Raw genomic sequence first — 24,604 nt, 5'->3', positions numbered from 1 at the left:
CGGTCCGGGCCCCTCGCCGTGTGCTGCCGTCGGGGTTCAGGCCGGTCGGAAGCGGCGCAGCCGGAGGCTGTTGGTGAGCACGAAGAGCGAGGAGGAGGCCATGGCGGCTCCGGCGATCATCGGGTTGAGCATCCCGGCGGCGGCCAGCGGGATCGCGGCGACGTTGTAGCCGAAGGCCCAGAAGAGGTTGCCCTTGATGGTGGCGAGGGTCTTGCGGGAGAGGCGGATGGCGTCGGCGGCGGAGCGCAGGTCGCCGCGGACCAGGGTGAGGTCGCCGGCCTCGATGGCGGCGTCGGTGCCGGTGCCCATGGCCAGGCCCAGGTCGGCCTGGGCGAGGGCGGCGGCGTCGTTGACGCCGTCGCCGACCATCGCCACGACCCGGCCCTCGGCCTGGAGGCGCTTGACGGTGTCGACCTTGTCCTGCGGCATGACCTCGGCGATCACGTGCTGCGGTGCGATGCCGACCTCGGCGGCCACGGCCTGGGCGACCGGCCGGTTGTCCCCGGTCAGCAGCACCGGGGTCAGGCCCAGCGCGCGCAGCCGGGTGATCGCCTCGGCGCTGGTGGGCTTGACCGCGTCGGCGACCTCCAGGACGGCCCGGGCCTCGCCGTCCCAGCCGACCGCGACCGCCGTACGGCCCGCGGCCTCGGCGGCGGCCTTGGCCTCGGCCAGGGCGGGCGGCAGGTGCAGTGCCCGGTCGGCGAGCAGGGCCTCGCGGCCGGCGACCACCGTGCGGCCCGCGACGACACCCGCCACGCCCCGGCCGGGGAGGCTGCGGAAGTCCTCGACGGCGGGCAGTTCGCCGGCCTGGGCGGCGGCGTCGGCGATCGCCCGGGCGATCGGGTGCTCGGAGGCGTGCTCCAGGGCTCCGGCCAGGCGCAGGGCCTCGGCCTCGGTGGTGCCGGCCGTGGTGTGGACGGCGAGCAGGGTCATCCGGCCGGTGGTGACGGTGCCGGTCTTGTCCAGCACGACGGTGTCGACCTTGCGGGTGGACTCCAGCACCTCGGGGCCCTTGATCAGGATGCCGAGCTGGGCGCCGCGGCCGGTGCCGACCAGGAGGGCGGTCGGGGTGGCCAGGCCCAGGGCGCACGGGCAGGCGATGATCAGCACGGCCACAGCGGCGGTGAAGGCCTCGGTGGGACTGTCGGAGGCCAGCAGCCAGGTGACCAGGGTGGCCAGCGCGATCAGGATGACCACCGGGACGAAGACGGCGGAGATCCGGTCGGCGAGGCGCTGCGCGGCGGCCTTGCCGCTCTGCGCCCGCTCGACCAGTTCGGCCATCCGGGACAGTTGGGTGTCCGCGCCGATCCGGGTGGCCTCGACCACCAGGCGGCCGCCTGCGTTGACGGTGGCGCCGGTGACACCGTCGCCGACGGCGACCTCGACCGGGACGGACTCGCCGGTGAGCATCGAGGCGTCCACCGCGGAGGTGCCCTCGACCACCACGCCGTCGGTGGCGATCGTCTCCCCGGGCCGGACCGCGAAGCGGTCCCCGACGGCCAGCCGGTCCAGCGGCAGGCGCGTCTCCCGGCCGTCCCGCAGGACGGCGACGTCCTTGGCGCCGAGGTCGAGCAGGGCGCGCAGGGCGGCGCCGGCCCGGCGCTTGGAGCGGGACTCCAGGTGGCGGCCGAGGAGGATCAGCACGGTGACGGCGGCGGCGGTCTCCAGGTAGAGCGTGGAGGAGGCGTCGGTGGCGCCGACGGTGAGCGAGGAGCCGTGGTGCATCCCGGGCATGCCCGCGTGGCCCCAGAAGAGCGCCCAGCAGGACCAGCCGAAGGCGGCCAGGGTGCCGAGCGAGACCAGGGTGTCCATGGTGGCCGCGCCGTGCTTGAGGTTGGTCCAGGCGGCACGGTGGAACGGGAGGCCGCCGTACACCACGACCGGGCCGGTCAGCGCGAAGGCCAGCCACTGCCAGTTGGTGAACTGCAGGGCCGGGGCCATCGACAGCAGGACCACCGGGAGGCTGAGCAGCGCGCTGATGCGCAGGCGGTCGTGGTGGGGGTACTCCGGTCCGGAGGCGGGGGCCGGCTCCTCGGTGGCCGACGCCCCGGAGGAGGTGGCGGTGGGGCCCGGGGTGGGGGTCGAGGGGGCGGGGGTCGAGGGAGCGGGGGTGGCCGGGGACGGAGACGGCGGGAGCTCGGCGGTGTAGCCGGTGCGCTCGACGGTGGCGATCAGGTCCGCCACGGTGACCCCGGGGCCGTAGTCGACCCGGGCCTTCTCGGTGGCGTAGTTGACGCTGGCCTCGACGCCGTCCATCCGGTTGAGCTTCTTCTCGATCCGGGCCGCGCAGGAGGCGCAGGTCATCCCGCCGATGGACAGCTCGACCCGGTCCCGGGCCTCGACGTCCGGGGCGGACGTGCTCATGCGGATCAGCTCCTTGTCGGGGGCGTGCGGCGGGGCCGCAGGTCCGGCCCCGTCGCACCTCGGCGGTTCAGGCGCTGCGGCCGACCAGCTCGTAGCCGGCCTCGTCGACGGCGGCGCGGACCTGCTCGTCCTCCAACGGTGCGGCGGAGGAGACCGTCACGGTCCCGGCCTTGGCGTCGGCGGCGACCTCGGTGACACCCGCCAGCGCCGACAGCTCCTCGCTGATCGCCTTCTCGCAGTGGCCGCAGCTCATGCCGGACACGGTGTAGGTGATGGTGCTGGACATCGGGGCCTCCTGGGGATTGGTGCGGCGTTCCTCTTTCGATGACACCGTACCCCTGTGGGGTATTCCCGGCGGGGTGGGGGGAGGTGCCTCGAATCGTAGGCGACGGAGCGGGTGGGTGGGTGTCGTGATCGTCCCTTATGTTCGATATGTGTTCCCGATCCGCCGCGCCCAGTCGCCTTCGGCTCCCACGGCAGCCGGACTGCCACCGGACCGGCAGCGCGACGCCCTGCTGGCCGCCGACCTGCAGGACGTGCCGTTCTGGCGGCGTGCCGCCCCGGCGTTGCTGGCCATGCTGCTGGTCGCGCTCGCGGACTTCCTCTCCGGCAAGGACCGCTACCTCGCCCCGCTGATGACCGTCGTGCCGACGATCGCGGCGCTGACCCTGAGGCCCCGCGAACTCCTCGCGGTCTGCGCGCTCGGGCTGGTCGCGGTGTTCGGGCTCAGCCACTACGACGAGGTCGACAACATCAACGACGCGCGCTTCCTCTACGGCGCGATGGTCAGCTACGTGGTGGTCACCGTCTTCTCCGCCTGGGTCGCCGGGCTCCGGATGCGGCGGGCGGCGGCCTTCGCGGCCGTCAGCTCCGTCGCCGAGGCCGCCCAACGGGCCCTGCTGCGGCTGCCCGGGCCGGTGGTCGGGCCGCTGCGGCTCGCCGTGCGGTACGTGTCGGCGGCGGACGCCTCACGGATCGGCGGGGACCTCTACTCCGTCCTGGAGACACCGCACGGGACCCGGGTCGCGGTCGGCGACGTCCGGGGCAAGGGGCTCGCCGCGGTGCAGACGGCGGCCGTGGTGCTGGGCGCGTTCCGCGAAGCCGCGTACGACGAACCCGGGCTGCGGGGCGTCGCGGCGCGGATCGAGGCCAGCGTCGAACGGCACGTACCGGACGGGGAGTTCACCACGGCGCTGTTCGCGGAGTTCCGCACGCCGGGGGAGATGGAACTGCTGCAGTGCGGGCACGTGCCGCCGATCCGGGTGGACGGCGAAGGGCGGGTGCACGTCCTGGACGCGCCGGACCCGTGGGTGCCGCTGGGCCTCGGACGGCTCGCGGCGGGGGAGCCGACCACCTGGGGGCAGCCGTTCGGGCCGGAGGACGTGCTGGTGCTCTGCACGGACGGGGTGGTCGAGGCGCGGCACCGGACGAGCGGGGAGTTCTACCCGCTCGCGGAACGGGTGGGGGAGCTGGTGCGGGGAGCTGCGCGCTCGGCGGGGGAGCTGGAGGCGGCGGTGGGGCGGGTGTACGGGGATCTGTTGGCGCATACGGGTGGGGGGTTGCGGGATGACGCTCTGCTTTTGTTGATTGCTCGGGTGGGGGAGGGATGAGGGGCCGCTGGCGCGGGGGTGGTGTGTGGGTGGGTGCTCTCGGGAGGGTGGGGGCGGGGCGGCTCCGGGGGTGGCCGCTCCGAGGGGCTGGATGATTTTCAGACTGCCCCCTCTGTGCGGCGGGGGTTGGGCGTCGTTGGCAGTCTGAAAATCACCCGCAACGCCCCTCTCCGGGCCACCCCCTGCGCCGCCCCTTCCGCAGCGCGTCCCTCTCGCGGGGTCGGGAGAAGGGGTGGTGGGAAGTGGTGGGAAGCGGTGGGGGAGGGGAGGGTGAGGGGGTGGGATGTGGGTGGGTGGGGGTGTTGGGGGTGGGGTTGGGACGTGGGGTGTTGGGGGTGGGGTCAGGGGGTGAGGGTGGTGGCGAGGGTGCGGAAGATGAGGGCGGTGGAGGTGGCGCCGGGGTCTTGGTGGCCGATGCTGCGTTCGCCGAGGTAGGAGGCGCGGCCTTTGCGGGCTTGGAGGGGGGTGGTGGCGCGGGCGCCCTGTTCGGCGGCGTCGGCGGCTGCGGTGGCGGCTTCGGGGAGGGGGGCTCCGGTGGCGGCTGCGGCGCGGAAGGCGGCGACGGCGGGGGTCCAGGCGTCGACGATGGTCTTGTCGCCGGGGTCGGCTTTGCCGAGGAGGCGGATGGCGTCCAGGCCGGCGGAGAGGGCTTCGGCGAGGGTGGCCGGGTCGGCGGGTTCGGGCAGGGCGGCGCCGATGGCGCGGAAGGCCTTGCCGTAGAGGGGGCCGGAGGCGCCGCCGACCTTGGAGATGAGGGTGGTGCCGGTTTTGGTGAGGACGGCGCCGGGGCTGTCCGGCCGGAGGCCGTCGAGGGTGGTGAGGGCGGCGGCGAAGCCGCGCTGGAGGTTGCTGCCGTGGTCGCCGTCGCCGATGGCGGAGTCCAGCTCGGTGAGCCGGGACCGGTCCTGCTCGACGGCGGCGGCGATCGCGCGGATCCAGGCCTCGGCCTGCGGGGTGTCGAAGTCCATGGTGTCAGGTTCGCTTGAGGGCGGGGGTGTCGACCGGGGCGTCCCAGAGTTCCAGCAGTTGGGGGTCGGCCTTGGTGAGGGTGAGCGAGAAGCCCGCCATGTCGAGGCTGGTGACGTAGTTGCCGACCAGGCTGCGGGCCACCGTGATGCCGCGTTCGGCGAGCCGGGCGGCGACCTCGCCGTAGACCACGTACAGCTCCAGCAATGGGGTGGCGCCCAGGCCGTTCAGCAGGGCGATCACCTCGTCGCCCGGGGTCAGGTGGTGGTCGGTGAGGATGGTCTCGACGACCTCGGCGGCCAGGTCGCGGGCCGGGCGGAGCTTCTCGCGGCGGCGGCCTGGCTCGCCGTGGATGCCCACGCCGACCTCGATCTCGTCCTCCGGCAGGTCGAAGCCGGGCTTGCCGGCGGCCGGGACGGTGGCGGGGGTGAGCGCGATCGCGAAGGAGCGGGAGGCGGCGTTGACCCGCTCGCCGAGGGCGGCCACCTCGTCCAGTGGAGCGCCGCGCTCGGCCAGGGCGCCCGCGGTCTTCTCCACCAGGACGGTCGCACCGGTGCCGCGGCGGCCGGCCGTCCAGGTGGAGTCCTCGACCGCGACGTCGTCGTTGACGAGGACCGTGCGGACCTCCAGGCCCTCCTCGGCGGCGAGTTCGGCGGCGAGCTCGAAGTTCATCACGTCGCCGGTGTAGTTCTTCACGACGAAGACGACGCCGGCGCCGTTCTCCACGGCCTTGGCGGCGGCCAGCATCTGGTCCGGGACGGGGGAGGTGAACACCTCGCCTGGACAGGCGGCGTCGAGCATGCCGGGGCCGACGAAGCCGCCGTGCAGCGGCTCGTGGCCGGAACCGCCGCCGGAGATCAGCGCGACCTTGGGCCGGGCCGGACGGGTGGCCCGGGTGATCACCCGGTTGGGGATGTCCACCGTCAGCTCCGGGTGGGCGGCGGCGACTCCGGCCAGGGCGTCCTCCAGGACGCCTTCCGGGGTGTTGATCAGCTTCTTCAATGCTCTTCGCTCCCTCGGGTGACCTACGGCCGTCAAGGCGACGCTACGCCAGACGGGGGTGGTGGGCACGGGGGGCGACACGCGCGTTTCCGGTCACTCTCCCGGAGTAACGGGACCGGGCCGTAGGGTCGGGGCATGAGCGGAAACGTGGGCATCGTCCTGGTCTCGCACAGCGCCCGGCTCGCGGAGGGGTTGCGTGAGCTGCTCGGCGAACTCGCCGCGGACGGGGTGCGGGTGGTGGTCGCGGGTGGGACGGAGGACGGCGGGCTCGGCACCAGTTACGAGCTGATCGCGGGGGCGATCGCACGGGCGGACGGCGGGGCGGGCGTGGCGGTGCTGCCGGACCTCGGCAGTTCGGTGCTCACCGCCGTCACGGTGCTGGAGGACGAGCCGCGCCCGGGTGTGCGGCTGGTCGACGCGCCGTTCGTGGAAGGCGCGGTGGCCGCCGCCGTCACCGCCTCGACCGGCGCGGGGCTGGACGAGGTGGTCGCGGCGGCCGAGGACGCGCGGGGCTTCCGGAAGCTCTGAGGTCACTTGGCGTCGGCGTAGCAGTCCACCACCGCCGTGGTGAGCGGGAAGCGCACCGGGGTGTCGCCGAAGACCAGCCGGCGGGCCTCGTCGGCGGCCTCGGTGACGGCGGCGACCACCTCGTCGGCGTGGTTGGCCGGGGTGTGCACCATCACCTCGTCGTGCTGGAAGAACACCAGGTGGGGGCGGTCGGCCGGCCCGGCCGTCGGCAGCTCGCCGAGGCGTCGGCGCAGCGCGGCGAGCAGGGCGAGGGCCCAGTCGGCGGCGCTGGCCTGGATGACGAAGTTCCGGGTGAAGCGGCCGCGGGTGCGGGCGGTGCGGCCGCCGGCCTCGCCCGCGGTGTCGGCCTCGGTGAGGTCGAGGAAGTCGGCGGAGGCCGGCGGGCAGACCCGGCCGAGCCGGGAGGCGACCACCCCGCCGTCCTCGCCGGTGCGGGCGGCCGCCTCGACGTAGCCCATCGCGGCCGGGTAGCGGCGGCGCAGGGTGTTCAGCAGCGGCCCGATGTCGCCGCTGGTCTGTCCGTACATGGCGCCGAGCAGGCCGAGCTTGGCCTTCTCCCGGTCGCCCTGGAAGGCGGTGGCGGCGAGCGCCTCGTACAGGTCGCCGCCGGCCGCGGTGCGGGCCAGTCCGGTGTCCTGGGAGAGCGCGGCGAGCACCCGGGGCTCCAGCTGGGCGGCGTCGGCGACCACCAGCAGCCAGCCCGGGTCGGCGACCACCGCCCGGCGCAGGATGCGCGGGATCTGGAGGGCGCCGCCGCCGCGGCTGGCCCAGCGGCCGGAGACCACGCCGCCGACCACGTACTCGGGCCGGAAGCGGCCGCCGCGGGCCCAGGCGTCCTGCCAGGCCCAGCCGTGCGCGACGTGGATCCGGGAGAGTTCCTTGTAGCGGACCAGCAGCCGGGCCGCCGGGTGGTCGACGCCCTTGAGCTCCCAGGAGCGGGTGGAGCCGAGCTGGATGCCGGCGTCGGCGAAGGCGCGCAGCACCTGGGTGTGCGAGTCGGGGTTGAACGGCTTGCCGCCGAGGGCCTGTTGGAGTTCGACGGCGAGGTCGGCGAGCAGCCGGGGCTGGGTGCCGGGGACGGTCGGGCGGGGGCCGAGCAGTTCGGTGAGCAGCCGGTCGTGGACGTCGACGCGCCAGGGCAGGCCGTCGTGCGCGATCTCGGCGGCCACCAGGGCCCCGGCCGACTCGGCGGCGGCCAGCAGCCGGAAGCGCTGCCGGGCGGCCGGGTCGGCGATGGCGGCGATCCGGCGCTGCTGTTCGGCGTGGACGGCGACCACGGCGGCCAAGGGGTCGGTGCCGGGCGGAAGTTGCAGCCGGTCGGGGGCGAAGAGGGTGTCCTGGCCGCCGTCCGCCTCGGCCAGGCCGGGCTCGGGCAGGTCCGCCGGGACGGGCAGGCCGCGCAGCCGGGACCAGGCGGCGCCGAGCGAGCGCGGCGCGCCGAACCGGCCCTCGTGGCCCAGCAGCAGGGCCTCGACCAGCCGCAGGTCGTGGCAGCGGGCGAGCCGGTCGGGCAGCCGCGGCAGCAGCGGGGCGTACCCGGAGTCGGCGGCGGCCCAGACCCAGCGCGGGTGCTCCGCGGCCTCCCGGGCCGCGACCGCGGCGGCCAGGTCGCGGACCGGCTCGGGCGGCCCGAGCGGGGCGCCCGCGTCGTCCAGCGGCTGGAGCCGGCCGCCGGGGCCGTGCGGGTCGGGCGCGAGGGCGGTCCTGGGTGCCACGGGGGCTGCTCCTCTCCGGCGCGCGGTCGGACGTGCGGGTGCGGGCACGGGTGCGCGGGCTTGCGGCCCACTGGTCACGGGCCTCCTGCGCTGACGGTAGCCGGTGGGTACGACAACGGGACGAGGGGCGCATAGGCAGGGCGGGTGACACCGCGTAGGGTCGGCGAAATGACCGAGAACCCGTTCTTCCGGCCCAGCACGCTGGACTACGAACTGCCCCCCTTCGCGGAGATCCGGGAGGAGCACTACCTGCCCGCCTACGAGCGCGGGATGGCCGATCAGCTGGCCGAGATCGCGGCGATCACCGCCGACCCGAACGAGCCGACCTTCGAGAACACGCTGGTGGCCCTGGAGCGTTCCGGCGACGTGCTGCGCCGGGTGGACGCGGTGTTCCGCAACCAGTCCGCCTCCGACACCACCGACCTGCTGGACGAGGTGGACGCCAAGGTGAGCCCGCTGCTCGCCGCCCACCACGACGCGATCCACCTGGACCGGGCGCTGTTCGCCCGGATCGAGGCGCTGTACCGGACCCGTGCCGAGCTCGGCCTGGACCCGGAGTCGCTGCGGCTGCTGGAGCGCCGGTACGCCCGCTTCGAGCGCTCCGGCGCGCTGCTGGGCGAGGCCGAGCAGGCCCGGCTGCGCGAGCTGAACGCCGAACTCGCCGTGCTGGGCACCACGTTCCAGCAGAACGTGAACGCCGCGACCCGGGCCTCCGCGCTGGTCCTGGACTCCGCCGAGGAGCTGGCGGGGCTGTCCGAGGACGCGATCGCCGGCGCCGCCGAGAACGCCCGGGTGCTCGGCCACGAGGGAAAGTACGTGCTGAGCCTGAAGAACACCTCAGGCCAGCCCGAGCTCGCCCAGCTCACCGACCGCTCGGTGCGCCGCCGGCTGCTCGACGCCTCGCTCGGCCGGGCCGTCGACGTCAACGGCCCGATCGCGATCCGGATGGCCGCGCTGCGCGCCGAGCGCGCCGCGCTGCTGGGGCACCCCAGCCACGCCGCGTACGTGGTGGCGGACGAGACGGCCGGGACGGTGGAGGCCGTCTCCGGCCTGCTGGCCCGTCTGGTCGGGCCGGCCGTGGCCAACGCCCGCCGGGAGGCCGCCGAGCTGGCCCGGGCGGCCGCCGCGGACGGGATCGAGGAGATCGCCGCGCACGACTGGGCGTACTACTCGGAGAAGGTCCGGCAGGAGTCCTTCCAGGTGGACGCGGCGGTGCTGCGCCCGTACTTCGAGCTGGAGCGGGTGCTGCGCGACGGCGTGTTCTTCGCCGCGAACCTGGCGTACGGGCTCGGCTTCACCGAGCGGACGGACCTCACGGCCCACCACCCGGACGCGCGGGTCTTCGAGGTGTTCGAGGAGGACGGCACCCCGCTGGGCCTGTTCATCGGCGACTTCCACGCCCGGGCCTCCAAGCGCGGCGGCGCCTGGATGGACTCGCTGGTCGAGCAGTCCCGGCTGACCGGGCAGCGGTCGGTGGTGCTGAACAACCTCAACATCCCGCGACCGGCGCCGGGCGAGCCGGTGCTGATGTCCTGGGACGAGGTGCGCACGCTCTTCCACGAGTTCGGGCACGCGCTGCACGGGCTCTTCTCGGACGTGCGGTACCCGCTGTTCTCGGGCACCGCGGTGCCGCGGGACTTCGTGGAGTTCCCCTCGCAGGTCAACGAGATGTGGATGGTCCGGCCGGAGGTGCTGGCCAACTACGCCCGCCACCACGAGACCGGGGAGCCGCTGCCGGCCGAGCTGGTCGAGCGGATGACGGCGGCCGAGGGCTTCGGCCAGGGCTTCCGCACGGTGGAGTACCTGGCGGCCACGCTGCTGGACTGGGCCTGGCACACCGTGCCGGTGGGCGAGGAGATCGCGGACGCCGAGGAGTTCGAGGCGCGGGCGCTCGAGGCGGCCGGGGTCGCGGTGGACGCGATCCCGCCGCGCTACCGGACGACCTACTTCCAGCACGTCTTCGCCAACGGCTACAGCGCGGCGTACTACGCGTACATCTGGTCGGAGGTGCTGGACGCCGACACCGTGCAGTGGTTCGAGGGCAACGGGCGTTCGGTGCGGGAGAGCGGTGAGCTGTTCCGGCGCGAGCTGCTGGCGCGCGGGTTCAGCCGGGACCCGCTGGAGTCCTTCCGCGCGGTGGTCGGCCGGGCGCCGGAGACGGGGCCGCTGCTGGCGCGCCGGGGGCTGCTCTAGGGGGCGGTGCCGTTCCGGCGTGACGGTCGCGCTCACCGCGCGGCGAGCGTGACCGTCACGGCGGCGCCGGGGCGGGCGTGCGGGAGCCGGATCCGTACGGCGCCCGCGTGTCCGTCCGCGGGCTGCTCGACCTCGACCCGGGCGGCGGCCGGGGAGACGGCGACGAGGGCGCCGTGCGGGAACGCGGCCGGGGGGAGGACGAGTTCGGCGGCGTGCCCGGTGCCGTCGTCGGTCCAGCGGACGGTCCCGCCGTCGGCGCGCGGCTCGGTGCGCACGTCGCCGCCGGGCACGGCGGCCGGGTAGGGGCCGAAGGCGGGCTCGTCGCCGGGCGCGGGGCGCCCGGCCGGGTCGAGCGCGCAGTAGCCGCCGCCGCCCCGGCACCAGTACCACATCGTCCAGCCCCCGGCGAAGCCGTCCATCGCGGCGACCTGCCGGCGGACCAGCAGGGTGTTGCCCGGCGTACGGGAGTTCGGCGGGCCCCATTCGCCGACCAGGACGGGCAGGCGGTGGGCGGCGGGGTAGGCGGTGACCGCGGCGGCGTACCGCTCGACGAAGCCGTCGGCCGGGTCCCAGTCGGCGCCGTTCTCGACGGCGGTGTCGTAGAAGTGCGGGGCGTAGCCGAGCCGGGGCGCGCCGGGGCGCGGGTCGGTGAAGCCGGGCAGCCGGGTGGGCACGCCCTGGCCGACCAGGACGGTCGGCTCGACGAACAGCCAGGCGCGGGAGTCGGCCCGGCGGACGGCGGTGATCAGCCGGCGGTACATGTCGGCGAGCCGGCCCTGTTCCAGGGCGGCGGAGGCGGCGGCCAGCACCGCCGGGTCGGTCGGGTCGCCGTCCACCGGGCCGAACGGCTCGTTGAACAGGTCGTAGCCCAACAGCGAGCGGTGGCCGCGCAGTTCGCGGGCGAGCCGGGTGTAGAAGTCGGCCTGCCAGGCCCGCAGGTCGGGGTCGTCGTAGAGGTGGCGGAAGGCGGCCTGGACGGCGGGCTGGAAGTAGCCGGCGAACCAGTCGTCCGGGTCCGGGGTGAAGGGCAGGCCGTCGTCCCGGGTGGCCCATGGCGGGATGCCGTTGGTGCCGCCGCCGAACTGCGGCCCGTAGACGTCCTGGTGGAAGTCGATCAGGACGAGCAGGCCCAGGCGGTCGGCCCGGTCGAGGAGCTGCCGCAACCGGTGCAGCTCGGCCTGGTCGAGGTGGCCGCGGGCCGGCTCCAGCCTGGTCCAGGAGATCGGCAGCCGGACGAGCGTGAAGCCCTGGGCGGCGATGGACGTGAGGTCGGCCTCGGTGGCCTCGGCGTACTTGTCGAGGTTGAAGCCGCGCAGCTGCAGTCGGCGGCCGCGGGCGTCGGTGAGGGAGGTGCGGCCGTCCGGGTCGGTGGCGGTGCCGGTCGGGAAGCGCGCTGCCGGGGCGCCGTGGGCCGGGAGCGCGGTGCTCGTGGCGTACGGGGCGGGAGTGTCCGGGGCGGGGGCGCCGTGCGCCGGGGCGGCGGTGAGGGTGGCGGTGGCGGCGAGCAGCAGGGCGACGGCGGTGCGGCGCAGGCGCATCGGGGACCTCGCACGGCGGGGGGTGGGGGCCCGATGATGCCCGTGCTGTCGTGCGCCGCACAAGGGTCGTGCGGACAAGACGCTTGCGCGCGGCGGCCGTTCGGCGGGGTGCGGGGAGGCGCTCAGCCGGCGGCGGGTTCGGTGGATGCGGGTTCGGCGGGGGCGGCCGGAAGGGCGGCGGTCGGCAGGTCCGCGGCGGCGGCCAGGCGGCCCCAGAGCAGGTCGGCCAGCGCCTGCACCATCCGGGTGCGGGAGCAGGGCCTCGTCTCCAGCCACCAGTCCCCGGCGGCCAGCACCATGCCGGTGATGCCCCGGCCCCAGGCCTCGGCGAGCAGGTCGCGGTCGGCGCCGAGGTCGACCTGGCTCTGCACGGCCCGGGTGATCTCCTCGGCGATCTGCTGGAGCGCGGGGGCGAGCGCGTTGCCGACGCCGCTCGGGTCGCCCGGTTCGGGGTGGGTGAGCAGCCGGTAGACCTGGGGGCGGGCCTCGATGCCGGCGAGGTAGGTGTCCAGGACGTGCTCGACCCGGTCGCGGCGTTCCAGGGGTTCGGCGAGGGCGGCCCGGACGGCGGCCAGCAGGCCGCCGGTGTGACGCTCGGTCAGGGCTCTGATCAGGCCGGTCCGGTCGCCGAAGTGCCGGTAGAGGATCGGTTTGGTGATGCCGGCCTCGGCCGCGATGGCGTTCATGCTGGCGGTCGGCCCCTCGCGCTGGATGACCCGGTCGGCGGCGTTGAGGAGTTGCTCGCGGCGGGGCTCTCGGGACATGCGCTGCTCCTCGGGCTGGGGCTGGGGCTGGGGCTCGGGGTCGGGGTCGGGGCCGGCAGGCGACCGGGGGGCCGGCGCCCCGGCGGGGGGCGTTGACACCGGTTACCAATCAGTAGCAGACTCCGACGATGTTACCCGAGGTAACACCCCGGTCGGCCGCACACGTCTTCGGAGGCAAGCACCATGAGCAGCACGTTCTCGATGGACCCGGGCGCGGACCAGCTCGCCGTACGCGACTGGCTGCACGGCTTCGCCGCCGACGTGATGCGCCCGGCCGCGGCCGAGTGGGACGAGCGCGAGGAGACCCCCTGGCCGATCATCCAGGAGGCCGCCAAGCTGGGCATCTACTCGCTGGACTTCTACGCCCAGCAGTACTTCGACCCCTCCGGCGTCGGCATCCCGATCGCCATGGAAGAGCTGTTCTGGGGCGACGCGGGCCTCGGGCTGTCCATCGTCGGCACCACGCTGGCCGCCGTCGCCGTGCTGGCCAACGGCACCGACGAGCAGATCGGCACCTGGACCCCGCAGATGTTCGGCACCCCCGACGACCTCAAGGTGGCCGCCTTCTGCTCCTCCGAGCCGGACGCCGGCTCCGACGTCTCCGCGCTGCGCACCCGGGCCGTGTACGACGAGGCCAAGGACGAGTGGGTGCTCAACGGCACCAAGACCTGGGCCACCAACGGCGGGATCGCCGCCGTCCACGTCGTGGTCGCCACCGTCGACCCGGCGCTCGGCGCCAAGGGCCAGGCCTCCTTCGTCGTCCCGCCGGGCACCCCCGGGCTGAGCCAGGGCCAGAAGTTCAAGAAGCACGGCATCCGGGCCTCGCACACCGCCGAGGTCGTGCTGGACGGCGTCCGGGTGCCCGGCAGCTGCCTGCTCGGCGGCAAGGAGAAGCTGGACGAGCGGCTGGCCCGGGCCCGCGAGGGCGTCAAGCGCCCGGGCGGCAAGGGCAACGCGGCGATGGCCACCTTCGAGGCCTCCCGTCCCGCCGTCGGCGCGCAGGCGATCGGCATCGCCCGGGCCGCGTACGAGGTCGCGCTGGACTACGCCAAGACCCGTGAGCAGTTCGGCCGTCCGATCATCGACAACCAGGGCGTGGCCTTCCAGCTCGCCGACATGAAGACCCGGATCGACGCGGCCCGGCTGCTGGTGTGGCGGGCGTCCTGGATGGCGGCCACCAACCAGCCGTTCACCGCGGCCGAGGGCTCGATGTCCAAGCTGTACGCGGGCGAGACGGCCAAGTACGTCACCGCGCAGGCGATGCAGATCCTCGGCGGCAACGGCTTCACCCGGGAGTACCCGGTGGAGCGGATGCACCGGGACAGCGCGATCTACTCGATCTTCGAGGGCACCAGCGAGATCCAGCGGCTGGTGATCGCCCGGGCGATCTCGGGGATGCCGATCCGCTGAGCGGGCGGGGGCGCCCGCTGGGACGCGGTGCCCGGCGGTGGGGGCGGTGCCCGGTGGCGGGAGCGGCCCCCGGGCTAGCGGGCTAGCGGGCGAGCCAGAAGGTGAGTCCGGCGGTCACGGCGCCCACCGCCGCGCCCACGACGGTCTGCGCGGCGGTGTGGTCCCGCAGCACCACCCGGGACCAGCCGATCACCGCGACCACCGGGCCGAGTAGCAGCCAGAGCGGGCCGAGCGCGACGCCGAGGCAGACCACCGCGCCCGCGGCGACGGCGGTGTGCACGGAGACCTTCCACCAGGCGGTGATCGCCAGGATCGGGATCAGCGAGGCGAACATCGCCAGCACCATGGCGGTCATGTCGGCCGGGGCGTCCAGCAGGATCATCACCGCGAAACTGGTCAGCACCGAGCCCATGATGAACGGGAGGACGGTCAGCCGCCGCTGCCGGTGACCGACGTGGCGGTCCGCCACGGTGCCCTTGCGCATGCCGCGCCGGATGAACAGGGTCGGGATGACGGCCGCGAACAGGGCCGCGAAGGCCGCCCAGCCGAGACCCGCCCAGCCGTAGCGCAGGACGCCCATCAGCGGCAGCACCGCGATGATCACGTTCTTCGGCTCGACGCCGTCGGTGATCCGGCGGGCCCAGGTCGTCCGGCCGGTGGGGGCGGTCGCGGGCTCGGTGGTCATCGGGTGCTCCGGGGTGAGGTGTGGAGGGGGAAGGGAAAGGGGCGGTCCGGCTCGACGCCGCTCGGTACGGCCCCGACGGGAAGGGCTCAGAAGCGCGGGGGGCGGCCTTCCAGGAAGGCGGCGAGGCCCTCGTGGACGTCCGAGGCCTCCCGGGAGCGGCGCTCCCACGGGGCCAGCGCCTCGGCCGCCCGCTCCGGCGGGACGGCGAGGGCGGCCTTCACCGCGCCGATGGTCTGCGGCGAGCGTCGCGTCAGCAGCCGGGCGAACTCCAGTGCGTCCGCGTCCAGTTCCGCGGCGGGCACGACCCGGTCGGCCAGGCCGACCGCGGTGGTCCGCGGCCCCTGCAGCAACTCCCCCGAGAACAGCAGGAACTTGGCCCGGGACGGTCCCACCAGCCGGGCCAGCCGCAGGGTCGGCACCGCCGGGTAGACCACGCCGAGCTTGGCCGGGGTGATGCCCATCCGCGCGTCGTCCGCCACGAACCGCAGGTCGCAGGCGACGGCCAACTGGCAGCCGCCCCCGACGCAGGCGCCGTGCACCACGGCGATCGTCGGGTGCGGGAAGGCCGCCAGCGCCTCCTCGGCGGCGACGTTGACCGCGTGGTAGGCGTCCGCGCTGTCCGGATCGGCGTAGACCTCGGCGAGTTCGTCGATGTCCGCGCCCGCGCTGAAGGTGCCGCCGGCGCCGGTGACCAGCAGGACGCGTACGCCCGGCCGCTCCGCGATCCGGCGCAGCAGCTCGGGCAGTGCCCGCCACATGGCCAGCGTGATGGCGTTGCGGCGCCGCGGGCGGGCGAACTCCAGCACGGCGACGCCGTCCTCGCCGAGGTGGGCGCGCAGGCCGTCCACGCCGGTGGGCAGCGGGGTGCGTCCCCGGGTGAGCAAGGGCTGGTCCATGCGTACCTCCGGATGATCGTGGTACGCCCACCTTCTCAGGGCGGGTCGGCGCAGCGGTCCCCGAGTCCCCGTTCCGGGGCGAAGGCGCGGCGGCTCGCGTCGAGGGCGGCGCCGAGGGAGTCCGCGGCGCTCTCGCCGGCCGGCATCCGGCGCTGGTTCTCTCCGGTCAGGGTCAGTCGGACGGCCAGCAGTTGGGCGACGGCGACCCCGGCGGTGAGCTCGTCCTGGGCACGGTCCTGTGCGTGCGGTTCGGCGGCCGGCAGGGTCTGTGCCTTCTGGCCGAAGCCGGCGGTGGCGCGCATCAGCAGGGCCGGGGTCCGGTGGACCACCCGGACCACGTCGAGGACGACCGGCTCGTCGTGTCCACCGGGACCCGCCCGTTCGGCGTCTCAGCCCCGGGCGGCCCACTCCGAGGCCAGGATCGCCCAGATCTCCTTGTCGAGGCGGACCCCGTTGTGCAGGTACCACTCGCGCAGCACGCCGTCCCGCGTCATGCCGACCCGCTCGGCGACGGCGCGGCTGCGGCTGTTGACGGAGGTGCACCACCACTCCGCCCGGTGCAGGCCGCGGGTGACGAAGGCGTAGTCGAGCAGCTGCCGCACGGCGGCGGTGATCAGCCCGCCGCCCTCGCCGGCCGGCTCCGTCCAGGCGCCGATCTCGCAGACGCCGGACCTGGTGTCGAAGCTCACGAACATCACGCCGCCGACCAGCGTGCCGTCCCGCCAGATGCCGTAGATCCGCTTCTGGTCCGCGGCCTGGCCGTCGGCGTAGCGCTGCAGGGTGGCGCGGGCGGAGTCGAGGTCGGTGGAGAAGGTGGCCCAGGGGATCCAGGGGTCGGTGTGGGCGCGGGCCCGGTCGATGTGGGCCAGGAACTCGGGGGCCTGCCACGGCTCCAGCGGGCGCAGTTCGGCGTGGTCGGTGAGCGGGACGGCAAACACGGGCGGGCCTTTCGCGGGTGGGGCACGACGGGACGGAATCATTCATAACAAACGTTTGGTATGTACGATAGCCCCCATGACACCGGCCCGTGGAGACCATGACGCCCGCCGCTCGGACGTGTCCGAGGGGGTGTGGCGGGTGCTCTCCAGCCGCGGCTTCGAGGGGCTGACCCTGCGCGCCGTCGCGGCCGAACTGGGTGCTTCCACCGGGATGTTGACGCACTACTTCCCGAACAAGCGGGCGCTGCTCAGCCACGCCCTGGAGGAGCTGGACCGGCGCTCGACCGCCCGCCCCCGGCGCACCGCGCCCGCCGACGGCAGCCCGCCGCCGCCCGCCGGGCTGCCCCGGCTGCGGGCGGCGCTGCTCGACGTGCTGCCGCTGGACCGGGACGCCGCCGCCGGCAACCGGATCTGGGTGGGCTCCTGGGACCACGCCCTGGCCGATCCGGAGCTGGCGGCCGCGCACGCGGGCCGCTACGCCCGCTCGCGGGTGGCGCTCACCGCGCTGGTCGCGGACGCCCAGCGCCTGGGGCAGCTCCCGGCGCACGCCGATCCGGCCGAAATCGCCGCCGGCGCCCAGGCCTTCGTGCTCGGGCTGGTGGTGCAGGCGCTGTTCGCCCCGGAGGAGTTCCCGGCGGAGCGGCAGATCGCCCTGCTGGACGCGCACCTGGCCGGGCTGGCGGGCTGACGGACCCCTCGGGGCGGCGGAATCAGCCGGGCCGACCGGGTCTGTCGGGCCGGCCGGGTCTGTCGGGCCGGTGGTGTCCGTCGGGCCGGTTGTGTCGGTCGGGCGGGGGAGCGGCCGGCCGGCGGCTCTTCGCCTGGACGTCGGAATGCTCCGGGGTGGGGGATTCGCCCGGGACTTCCGTCGTTCGAGGGGTGCGGGCGATGGTTCGAATCGCGTCATTCCGCGGCCGGCGGCAAAGGCGGACCCGGCGCAAAGGCCGACGGCGGTTTTTCGCGGCGGGCATGACACGCATTGTCACGGGTTATGCGCGCTGGGTGTTTGACATTACTGGGCGGACCCGCGCCGTCACGCATGGTCGCGATGGCGGCGGTGGCCTGCGGGAATTGCAGGGTGGCGCCCCCAGCAGGATTCGAACCTGCGACCTACCGCTTAGAAGGCGGGTGCTCTATCCGCTGAGCTATGGGGGCGGGACGGGCGGCGCCCCGGAGGGCGTGACCGTTGCCGGGATCGGGCGACGAGCGCCGGGGCGCGCGTGGTCCGGCCCCGTACCTGGGGTGGGGGGTGGGGGTTGGTGGGCCCTCGCCCTGTCGGGGACAGGATAAGGGTGTCCAGTTCCTCGGTCGGGTGTGACGACACCGTCGTTGGTGTGTCGGTTCGGTGGAGCGGTCCGATAATCGCAGGTGAACGCCGTGCGTGCAGCGGTCTGGGAGTCTTCCGTGCCGGACGTTGTGCAGTCGTTACGGGGCTGCCTCCTCAGCCGTTATGGATTCGACACGGAGAATGTGCCGCGGATGGCGTGGGTGGGGGGCGGTAATCGCGGTTGTGCCGGTCGGATGACGTGCGCGGACGGCTCCCGGCGGGCGTTCCGGCGGGCGTCCTGCGGGGCGTCGATCAGCGGGTTTGTTGTCATGGCCGCGAAGAGGCGGGGGTGGAGCGCGCCCCGAAGGCCGAAATTCACCCCTGCGAGTGACAACTGATTCCCGTCGGGTCGGGTTATCCACAGGATTTCGGAAGTCGCCGGCCCGGATTTCCCCTGAAGTGCACGCTCAATGCGCACCGGTCGATTCCGTACGGTGCATCGGCGAGAACGGAGAGTGTGCCGTGAGCGAGACGCAGGTGACGGTGCTCGGCAATGTCGCGACCGAGGTCAGCTACGGGGAAACCGCCGGCGGGGTGCCGATGGCCCGCTTCCGGCTCGGCTGCACCGAGCGGCGGTACGACCGGCAGCGCGCGTGCTGGGTGGACGGCGAGACGCAGTGGGTGACGGTGACGGCCTGGCGGGCGTTGGCGGTGAACCTGATCGGCTCGCTGGCGAAGGGCGATCCGGTGCTGGTGAGCGGCCGGCTGCGGGTGCGGGAGTGGACGGACGGCGAGGTGAAGCGGGCTCGGGTGGAGGTCGACGCCCGATCGGTCGGTCACGACCTCACCCGCGGTACCTCGGCGTTCCGTTGGGCCGCAGGGGTGCGCGGGCAGCCGACGGGCGCCGCCGCCCAGGCGGTCGCGGAGTCCGGGGGCGAGGCGGTGCCGGAGTGGATCGTGAGCGCACTGGAGGCGCGCAAGGCCGCCGCGGCGGGCTCGGTGGCGGGCTCCGCGGTGGCCCCGGCGGAGGGCTCGGCCGGGCCGGGCGGTCGGGAGGAGGTGTCCGGGAGTGGACGGGGAGGTGGCGAACAGGCCGCGCTGAACTGACCGGTCGGTGACCCGCTCTGTCGACAAATATGTTGATCGAGAACGTCGTTGTGCCCGCCCGCGCAATCCTGACCGGATAACAGAAAGTGGCGGAGAGTTTCTGGCCTTCCGTCAGCTTGTGTGGAACTTGAGGGGGTTGATAACGATCCAGATACGGAACTGTCCTGATTTCGCATGGGGGTTTCGGGGCCTGTGGGGGTCAATAGGATTCATCTGGTTCAAACCCGCAGCAGTGCCACAGGGGGCACGCGCGGCACGGCAAGTCGGCGGGCCGCCCCATCGGCGGCGGCCCGGCCCGGAGGGATCCCAGATGTTCCAGAGGCAGGGGCGGAGTCTGTCCCGGATAACCACTGTCATGCTCACGACCGGCTTGACGCTGGGCGGAGGGCTGTTCGCGGCCGGTGCGGCGGTCGCCGCCGACACCCCGGGTGCGGGCGTGACCGCCGTGGTGCAGCCCACGATGATCAGCGAGAAGATCGACGTCGAGGGCGAGGGCACCGTCGACGGCGGCCTGTTCACGCTCAAGACCGCCGACGGTGAGCTGCAGACGTACTGCATCGACTTCGGCTTCCCGGTGGACATCCGGAAGAAGATCCAGTACCAGGAGTCGGACTGGGCTTCCAGCTCCCTCGGCGACAAGAACAAGGTCGAGGCCGCCGCCAAGATCCGCTGGATCCTGGAGAACTCGTACCCCCAGGTCAAGGACCTGACCGCGCTCGCCAAGGCCGCCGGTGCGGGCAGCCTGAGCCCCGAGGCCGCCGCCGCCGGTACCCAGGCCGCGATCTGGAAGTACTCGGACAACAAGAACGCCGTCCCGCGCGACGAGAACGCCAAGAAGCTCCGCGACTACCTGACCGGTGCCGCCAACAAGGGCATCGCCGCGGAGCCCAAGCCCTCGCTGACCCTCAGCCCGGACTCGGTCTCCGGCAAGTCCGGCGGCAAGCTCGGCCCGTTCACCCTCAACTCCAGCGCCTCCGAGGTGAAGCTGGCCGTCACCGGCGACGCCGTCGACAAGGTCAAGCTGCTGGGCGCGGACAACAAGCCGGTCGGCGGCTCGGTGGCCGGCCCGATCGCGAAGGACACCCAGCTGTTCCTGGACGTGCCGGCCGGCACCCCGGACGGCTCGGTCACGGTGACCGCCAGCGCCTCCACCGTGGTCCCCAGCGGCCGTGTCTTCCTCAGCAAGGGCTACACCCGCGAGGAGCACAGCCAGACCATGATCCTGGCCGGCTCCACCAAGCTGAACGTCGCCGACACCGCCAAGGCCACCTGGAAGCAGGGCAAGGGCGCGCTGATCGACAGCACCGCCAAGGTCGAGTGCGCCAGCGGCGGCGTGCGCGTCTCCGTCACCAACGGTGGTGACGAGGCCGGCACCGTCACGGTGGGCAAGCAGTCGCTGACCGTCCAGCCGGGCAAGACCGAGAGCGTGCTGGTCAAGGTCGACGAGAAGACCGCGTACGACATCACCGTCTCCGGTCCGAACGGCTACAGCCGCGAGTTCAAGGGCGTCCTGGACTGCAAGACCGGCACCGGCACCACGCCGACCCCCGGCCCGTCCACCCCGGCCCCGACCGGTACTCCGTCGGGCACCCCGTCCGGCACCCCGAGCACCGGCGCCGGCCAGCCGACCCCGGCGCCGACCAGCACCGCCCCGGGCACCGGCGGCCTGGCCCAGACCGGTGCCAGTGACTCCACCCCGATCCTCGCCGCCGTCGCCGGTGGCCTGGTCGTGGCCGGTGGCGCCGCGGTCTTCGTCCTGCGCCGTCGCGGCCGCCACGGCCGCACCACCGCCTGATCCGCTCCCCGGGCGTCGGAGAGGCGCTGACCTCCTGAGGCCCTGAGCGCAGCCCGGCCCCCCGCAACCACTGCGGGGGGCCGGGCTCTTCGCGTCGCGGGCGGCGAGTGCCGGGCCGGGCGCCCGCGGTGCGCGGGCCGGCCCGGGATACCCCCGAGGGGCACCCCGGCGGTTCGGGGCTCCCGGCCGGGTGCGGCACAATGGAAGGCTGCAAGCCGAATTACTCCCGACGACGCCGGAGCGATCTCACGTGGCGGAATACATCTACACGATGCGCAAGGTGCGCAAGGCTCACGGAGACAAGGTCATCCTTGACGACGTGACGCTCAGCTTCCTCCCCGGAGCGAAGATCGGCGTCGTGGGCCCCAACGGTGCCGGTAAGTCCACCGTGCTGAAGATGATGGCCGGCCTGGAGCAGCCCTCCAACGGCGACGCCTTCCTCTCGCCCGGCTTCACCGTCGGCATGCTGCTCCAGGAGCCGCCGCTGGACGAGTCCAAGACGGTGCTGGAGAACGTCGAGGACGGTGTCAAGGAGATCAAGGGGAAGCTCAACCGCTTCAACGAGATCGCCGAGCTGATGGCGACCGACTACTCGGACGCCCTGCTGGAGGAGATGGGCAAGCTTCAGGAGGACCTGGACCACGCCGAGGCCTGGGACCTGGACGCCCAGCTGGAGCAGGCCATGGACGCCCTGGGCTGCCCGCCCGGCGACTGGCCGGTCACCAAGCTCTCCGGTGGTGAGCGCCGTCGCGTCGCGCTCTGCAAGCTGCTGCTGGAGGCGCCCGACCTGCTGCTGCTCGACGAGCCCACCAACCACCTGGACGCCGAGTCGGTGAACTGGCTGGAGCAGCACCTGGAGAAGTACAAGGGCACCGTCGTGGCCGTCACCCACGACCGGTACTTCCTGGACAACGTGGCCGAGTGGATCCTGGAGCTCGACCGCGGCCGCGCCTACCCGTACGAGGGCAACTACTCCACCTACCTGGAGACCAAGCAGTCGCGTCTGAAGGTCGAGGGCCAGAAGGACGCGAAGCGCGCCAAGCGCCTCAAGGAAGAGCTGGAGTGGGTCCGCTCCAACGCCAAGGGCCGCCAGGCGAAGTCCAAGGCCCGCCTGGCCCGCTACGAGGAGATGGCGGCCGAGGCGGACAAGATGCGGAAGCTGGACTTCGAGGAGATCCAGATCCCGCCGGGCCCGCGCCTGGGCAACGTCGTCATCGAGGTCGAGAACCTCAACAAGGCCTTCGGCGAGAAGGTCCTGATCGACGACCTGAGCTTCACCCTGCCGCGCAACGGCATCGTCGGCGTCATCGGCCCGAACGGCGCCGGCAAGACCACCCTGTTCAAGATGCTCCAGGACCTGGAGACCCCGGACAGCGGCACGGTCAAGGTCGGCGAGACGGTCAAGATCAGCTACGTCGACCAGAGCCGCGCCAACATCGACCCGAAGAAGACCCTCTGGGAGGTCGTCTCCGACGGTCTGGACTGGATCAACGTCGGCCAGGTCGAGATGCCGTCCCGCGCCTACGTGTCGGCCTTCGGCTTCAAGGGCCCGGACCAGCAGAAGCCGGCCGGCGTGCTCTCCGGCGGTGAGCGCAACCGCCTGAACCTGGCGCTGACCCTCAAGCAGGGCGGCAACCTGCTGCTCCTCGACGAGCCCACCAACGACCTCGACGTCGAGACGCTCTCCTCGCTGGAGAACGCCCTGCTGGAGTTCCCCGGCTGCGCCGTGGTCATCTCCCACGACCGCTGGTTCCTGGACCGAGTGGCCACCCACATCCTCGCCTACGAGGGCGAGAGCAAGTGGTTCTGGTTCGAGGGCAACTTCGAGTCCTACGAGAAGAACAAGATCGAGCGGCTCGGCGCCGACGCCGCCCGTCCGCACCGGGCCACGTACAAGAAGCTGACCCGAGGCTGACATCCAGCTGTCACGACGGCCCGGCAGACTGCCCTCCCAGGCGGCCTGCCGGGCCGCGGCCCGCCGCCACCGTCCGTCGCCGCCCGTCGGCGCCGGGGGAGCGGCGGCGGGCGACCGCACACCGAGGAGAACACCCGTGGCCCGCCACATCTACGCCTGCCCGCTGCGCTGGTCCGACATGGACGCCTTCGGGCACGTCAACAACGTGGTCTTCCTGCGCTACCTGGAGGAGGCCCGGATCGACTTCATGTTCACCCAGGCCGCCGAGGCCGGCGCCGGGGAGTTCGCCGGCGGTTCGGTGGTGGCGCGCCACGAGATCGACTACAAGCGCCCGTTGGTGCACCGGCCGGAGCCGGTCACCATCGAGACCCGGGTCACGAAGATCGGCGGCGCCTCGCTGACGGTCTCGTACGAGATCAAGGACGTCGCCGAGGACGGCACCGAGACCGTGTACGTCCGGGCGTCCACCGTCGTCGTCCCCTACGACCTGGCCGAGGGCCGGCCGCGCCGGATCTCGCCGGTGGAGCGCGCCTTCCTCTCGCGCTTCATGGACGACGCCGACGACGCCCGCGACACCGACGATGCCGATGACACCCGCCGCGCCGAGCAGGCCGGTCGCGCCGAGCAGGCCGACCGGGCCGGCGTGCCCGCCGCCGTCTGACCGCACCCGATGATTCGAGCTGAGCTGCGTTGACCGTCACCGCCCGTCTCGCCCTGACCGACACCGGGGAGGCCGCCGACCTCTCCGCCTTCCTGCTGCGCCTGCTGCGCTTCGACAGGGCGGCGGCCGTCCGCCTGCAGGCGGTGGGGCCGGGCGCCGAGGACGGCGTGCTGGCCGTCTTCGGGCGGCTGCCGCTGGGCGGTTCGGGCGCGCTGGCGATCCGCACCGCGCGGCTGGGCGGCCTCGACGAGGCGGTGGACCTGACCGTCTCGGCCGGTCAACTGCTGGACGGCGTGGACGTGGCGGAGGGCACCGTCGCCCTGCCCGCGCCGGTGACCGGCCCGGCCTGGGCCGGACTGCTGCCGCCGCGCACCGGCTGGCGGCCGACCGGGACCCCGCCGGTGGCCGAGGTGTACCCCGAACTCATGGCCGGGGTGCGGGAGTTCCGCGAGCGCAGCGAGGCCGTGCCGGCCCACCACCGGACCCGTACGGTGCTGGACGCGCTGGCCGACGAGATCTGGTCCCGGCCGGTGTCCGCGCTGCCGGAGCTGCCGCTGCGGGCGGTGCACGCCGCGTACGTGATGGGCTTCCTGAAGCCGGGCGCCCCGCTGTCCGTGCACCGGGCGGGCGGCTGGCTGCGGCTGAGCGCCCCGGCGGGCTCGGTGGCGGTGCGCACCGCGGCCGCGCCGGGCGCGGGGCTCGGGCTCAGCCCGCTCCGGTAGCCCGGTCGCGGGCCGGGCTCAGCCCTCGGTGTTGATCATCGAGGCGGCGGCGTACGTCAGGTAGTCCAGCAACTGCCGCTCGTGGTCGGCTTCCAGCTCCAGGCTCGCGACCGCCGCCCGCATGTGCGTCAGCCAGGCGTCGTGGGCGGCGCGGTCGACCTTGAACGGCGCGTGCCGCATCCGCAGCCGCGGGTGGCCGCGCCGGTCGCTGTAGGTGCGCGGGCCGCCCCAGTACTGCATCAGGAACAGCGCCATGCGCTCCTCGGCCGGGCCGAGGTCGCCCTCGGGGTACATCGGCCGCAGCAGTTCGTCCTCGGCGATGCCCTCGTAGAACCGGTGCGCCAGACGCCGGAAGGTCGGCTCACCGCCGACCTGGTCGTAGAAGGTCTCCTCGCTCAACGTGCCTCGCCGGATCTCTCTCACCCGACCATGGTCGCAGACGCCGACGGGGTCGTACACCGGGACCAAAGGCGTACGACCCCGTCGGGGCCGACCGTCAGCTCAGGACGGTCAGCGCGGAACCGTCAG

At 73.8% G+C, this 24,604-nt stretch carries 22 protein-coding genes and 1 tRNA gene; 10 read left to right on the top strand and 13 right to left on the bottom strand.

Annotated features, from left to right (window positions below):
* Nucleotides 1-36: 36 nt before the first annotated feature.
* Entirely contained in the window at nt 37-2,364 is a 2,328-nt protein-coding gene (locus ACZ6Y7_RS20865; protein WP_465759379.1) for a heavy metal translocating P-type ATPase, read from the bottom strand.
* A gap of 67 nt (nt 2,365-2,431) precedes the next feature.
* Complete coding sequence (locus ACZ6Y7_RS20860) at nt 2,432-2,650, bottom strand: heavy-metal-associated domain-containing protein (protein ID WP_360503569.1); 219 nt, start codon at nt 2,648-2,650, stop codon at nt 2,432-2,434.
* Between the two features lie 115 nt (nt 2,651-2,765).
* Here ACZ6Y7_RS20860 and ACZ6Y7_RS20855 point away from each other — a divergent pair, with 115 nt between their 5' ends.
* Nucleotides 2,766-3,974, top strand: a complete 1,209-nt coding sequence (locus ACZ6Y7_RS20855) for a PP2C family protein-serine/threonine phosphatase (protein ID WP_465759378.1) — start codon at nt 2,766-2,768, stop codon at nt 3,972-3,974.
* 341 nt (nt 3,975-4,315) lie between these two features.
* On the opposite strand, the gene dhaL is transcribed toward ACZ6Y7_RS20855, so the two are convergent.
* Both dhaL and dhaK read right to left on the bottom strand, forming a co-directional pair.
* The gene (gene dhaL, locus ACZ6Y7_RS20850) at nt 4,316-4,942 is read right to left on the bottom strand and encodes a dihydroxyacetone kinase subunit DhaL (RefSeq protein ID WP_465759377.1); all 627 of its coding nucleotides are present in this window, start codon (nt 4,940-4,942) and stop codon (nt 4,316-4,318) included.
* A gap of 4 nt (nt 4,943-4,946) precedes the next feature.
* Nucleotides 4,947-5,942 carry a dihydroxyacetone kinase subunit DhaK gene (dhaK, locus tag ACZ6Y7_RS20845; RefSeq protein WP_465759376.1) on the bottom strand — a complete coding sequence of 332 codons (996 nt, stop codon included), beginning with the start codon at nt 5,940-5,942 and terminating at the stop codon, nt 4,947-4,949.
* A gap of 135 nt (nt 5,943-6,077) precedes the next feature.
* Between dhaK and dhaM the strand changes: the two genes are divergently transcribed.
* Complete coding sequence (gene dhaM / locus ACZ6Y7_RS20840; RefSeq protein ID WP_465759375.1) at nt 6,078-6,470, top strand: dihydroxyacetone kinase phosphoryl donor subunit DhaM; 393 nt, start codon at nt 6,078-6,080, stop codon at nt 6,468-6,470.
* Nucleotides 6,471-6,472: 2 nt separating this feature from the next.
* Here the strand turns inward: dhaM and ACZ6Y7_RS20835 are convergent, their stop codons facing one another.
* The gene (locus ACZ6Y7_RS20835; RefSeq protein ID WP_465759374.1) at nt 6,473-8,185 is read right to left on the bottom strand and encodes a bifunctional 3'-5' exonuclease/DNA polymerase; all 1,713 of its coding nucleotides are present in this window, start codon (nt 8,183-8,185) and stop codon (nt 6,473-6,475) included.
* A 168-nt stretch (nt 8,186-8,353) separates the two neighbouring features.
* Between ACZ6Y7_RS20835 and ACZ6Y7_RS20830 the strand changes: the two genes are divergently transcribed.
* Nucleotides 8,354-10,378 carry a M3 family metallopeptidase gene (locus ACZ6Y7_RS20830; RefSeq protein ID WP_465759373.1) on the top strand — a complete coding sequence of 675 codons (2,025 nt, stop codon included), beginning with the start codon at nt 8,354-8,356 and terminating at the stop codon, nt 10,376-10,378.
* 32 nt (nt 10,379-10,410) lie between these two features.
* Here ACZ6Y7_RS20830 and ACZ6Y7_RS20825 read toward each other — a convergent pair whose 3' ends face one another.
* On the bottom strand, nt 10,411-11,916 hold the full coding sequence (locus ACZ6Y7_RS20825) for a glycoside hydrolase family 5 protein (protein WP_465759372.1): 1,506 nt from the start codon (nt 11,914-11,916) through the stop codon (nt 10,411-10,413).
* Between the two features lie 122 nt (nt 11,917-12,038).
* Nucleotides 12,039-12,680, bottom strand: coding sequence for a TetR family transcriptional regulator (locus ACZ6Y7_RS20820; RefSeq protein WP_465759371.1), 642 nt, complete (start codon nt 12,678-12,680; stop codon nt 12,039-12,041).
* Between the two features lie 183 nt (nt 12,681-12,863).
* Here ACZ6Y7_RS20820 and ACZ6Y7_RS20815 point away from each other — a divergent pair, with 183 nt between their 5' ends.
* Nucleotides 12,864-14,090, top strand: a complete 1,227-nt coding sequence (locus ACZ6Y7_RS20815) for an acyl-CoA dehydrogenase family protein (RefSeq protein ID WP_465759370.1) — start codon at nt 12,864-12,866, stop codon at nt 14,088-14,090.
* Nucleotides 14,091-14,172: 82 nt separating this feature from the next.
* On the opposite strand, the gene ACZ6Y7_RS20810 is transcribed toward ACZ6Y7_RS20815, so the two are convergent.
* The 4 genes from ACZ6Y7_RS20810 to ACZ6Y7_RS20795 all read right to left on the bottom strand — a co-directional run bounded on the left by ACZ6Y7_RS20810 (nt 14,173) and on the right by ACZ6Y7_RS20795 (nt 16,609).
* Nucleotides 14,173-14,775 (bottom strand): hypothetical protein, encoded by a 603-nt coding sequence (locus tag ACZ6Y7_RS20810; RefSeq protein ID WP_465759369.1) that lies wholly within the window; start codon nt 14,773-14,775, stop codon nt 14,173-14,175.
* A gap of 86 nt (nt 14,776-14,861) precedes the next feature.
* The gene (locus ACZ6Y7_RS20805; RefSeq protein WP_465759368.1) at nt 14,862-15,671 is read right to left on the bottom strand and encodes an enoyl-CoA hydratase/isomerase family protein; all 810 of its coding nucleotides are present in this window, start codon (nt 15,669-15,671) and stop codon (nt 14,862-14,864) included.
* A 35-nt stretch (nt 15,672-15,706) separates the two neighbouring features.
* Nucleotides 15,707-16,000 carry a hypothetical protein gene (locus ACZ6Y7_RS20800; protein ID WP_465759367.1) on the bottom strand — a complete coding sequence of 98 codons (294 nt, stop codon included), beginning with the start codon at nt 15,998-16,000 and terminating at the stop codon, nt 15,707-15,709.
* A 60-nt stretch (nt 16,001-16,060) separates the two neighbouring features.
* Nucleotides 16,061-16,609 (bottom strand): GNAT family N-acetyltransferase, encoded by a 549-nt coding sequence (locus ACZ6Y7_RS20795; RefSeq protein ID WP_465759366.1) that lies wholly within the window; start codon nt 16,607-16,609, stop codon nt 16,061-16,063.
* 76 nt (nt 16,610-16,685) lie between these two features.
* Here ACZ6Y7_RS20795 and ACZ6Y7_RS20790 point away from each other — a divergent pair, with 76 nt between their 5' ends.
* On the top strand, nt 16,686-17,297 hold the full coding sequence (locus ACZ6Y7_RS20790) for a TetR/AcrR family transcriptional regulator (RefSeq protein WP_465759365.1): 612 nt from the start codon (nt 16,686-16,688) through the stop codon (nt 17,295-17,297).
* A 391-nt stretch (nt 17,298-17,688) separates the two neighbouring features.
* Here ACZ6Y7_RS20790 and ACZ6Y7_RS20785 read toward each other — a convergent pair.
* A tRNA-Arg gene (locus ACZ6Y7_RS20785) sits at nt 17,689-17,764 on the bottom strand.
* 634 nt (nt 17,765-18,398) lie between these two features.
* Between ACZ6Y7_RS20785 and ACZ6Y7_RS20780 the strand changes: the two genes are divergently transcribed.
* From ACZ6Y7_RS20780 to ACZ6Y7_RS20760, 5 genes are all read left to right on the top strand, one after another.
* Nucleotides 18,399-18,983, top strand: a complete 585-nt coding sequence (locus ACZ6Y7_RS20780; protein WP_465759364.1) for a single-stranded DNA-binding protein — start codon at nt 18,399-18,401, stop codon at nt 18,981-18,983.
* 355 nt (nt 18,984-19,338) lie between these two features.
* On the top strand, nt 19,339-20,778 hold the full coding sequence (locus ACZ6Y7_RS20775; RefSeq protein ID WP_465759363.1) for a Cys-Gln thioester bond-forming surface protein: 1,440 nt from the start codon (nt 19,339-19,341) through the stop codon (nt 20,776-20,778).
* Nucleotides 20,779-21,028: 250 nt separating this feature from the next.
* Complete coding sequence (ettA, locus tag ACZ6Y7_RS20770; protein WP_465759362.1) at nt 21,029-22,693, top strand: energy-dependent translational throttle protein EttA; 1,665 nt, start codon at nt 21,029-21,031, stop codon at nt 22,691-22,693.
* A 136-nt stretch (nt 22,694-22,829) separates the two neighbouring features.
* A complete protein-coding gene (locus ACZ6Y7_RS20765) occupies nt 22,830-23,354 on the top strand; it encodes an acyl-CoA thioesterase (protein ID WP_465759361.1) in 525 nt (174 codons plus the stop codon).
* A 29-nt stretch (nt 23,355-23,383) separates the two neighbouring features.
* Complete coding sequence (locus tag ACZ6Y7_RS20760) at nt 23,384-24,076, top strand: DUF8185 domain-containing protein (protein WP_465759360.1); 693 nt, start codon at nt 23,384-23,386, stop codon at nt 24,074-24,076.
* Nucleotides 24,077-24,094: 18 nt separating this feature from the next.
* Here ACZ6Y7_RS20760 and ACZ6Y7_RS20755 read toward each other — a convergent pair whose 3' ends face one another.
* Nucleotides 24,095-24,499 (bottom strand): globin, encoded by a 405-nt coding sequence (locus ACZ6Y7_RS20755; RefSeq protein WP_465759359.1) that lies wholly within the window; start codon nt 24,497-24,499, stop codon nt 24,095-24,097.
* Between the last annotated feature and the right edge of the window lie 105 nt (nt 24,500-24,604).

Source organism: Kitasatospora sp. NPDC053308 (assembly GCF_055585785.1).
Note: the sequence above shows the minus strand (reverse complement) of the source record. Positions and strands in the feature narration are given on the sequence as shown.

Bases quoted from the DNA above. Each gene is read 5' to 3' on its own strand.
- ACZ6Y7_RS20865 (WP_465759379.1), bottom strand. From the start codon at position 2,364: ATGAGCACGTCCGCCCCGGACGTCGAGGCCCGGGACCGGGTCGAGCTG.
- ACZ6Y7_RS20860 (WP_360503569.1), bottom strand. From the start codon at position 2,650: ATGTCCAGCACCATCACCTACACCGTGTCCGGCATGAGCTGCGGCCAC.
- dhaL (WP_465759377.1), bottom strand. From the start codon at position 4,942: ATGGACTTCGACACCCCGCAGGCCGAGGCCTGGATCCGCGCGATCGCC.
- dhaM (WP_465759375.1), top strand. From the start codon at position 6,078: ATGAGCGGAAACGTGGGCATCGTCCTGGTCTCGCACAGCGCCCGGCTC.
- ACZ6Y7_RS20830 (WP_465759373.1), top strand. From the start codon at position 8,354: ATGACCGAGAACCCGTTCTTCCGGCCCAGCACGCTGGACTACGAACTG.
- ACZ6Y7_RS20825 (WP_465759372.1), bottom strand. From the start codon at position 11,916: ATGCGCCTGCGCCGCACCGCCGTCGCCCTGCTGCTCGCCGCCACCGCC.
- ACZ6Y7_RS20820 (WP_465759371.1), bottom strand. From the start codon at position 12,680: ATGTCCCGAGAGCCCCGCCGCGAGCAACTCCTCAACGCCGCCGACCGG.
- ACZ6Y7_RS20815 (WP_465759370.1), top strand. From the start codon at position 12,864: ATGAGCAGCACGTTCTCGATGGACCCGGGCGCGGACCAGCTCGCCGTA.
- ACZ6Y7_RS20810 (WP_465759369.1), bottom strand. From the start codon at position 14,775: ATGACCACCGAGCCCGCGACCGCCCCCACCGGCCGGACGACCTGGGCC.
- ACZ6Y7_RS20805 (WP_465759368.1), bottom strand. From the start codon at position 15,671: ATGGACCAGCCCTTGCTCACCCGGGGACGCACCCCGCTGCCCACCGGC.
- ACZ6Y7_RS20790 (WP_465759365.1), top strand. From the start codon at position 16,686: ATGACACCGGCCCGTGGAGACCATGACGCCCGCCGCTCGGACGTGTCC.
- ACZ6Y7_RS20775 (WP_465759363.1), top strand. From the start codon at position 19,339: ATGCTCACGACCGGCTTGACGCTGGGCGGAGGGCTGTTCGCGGCCGGT.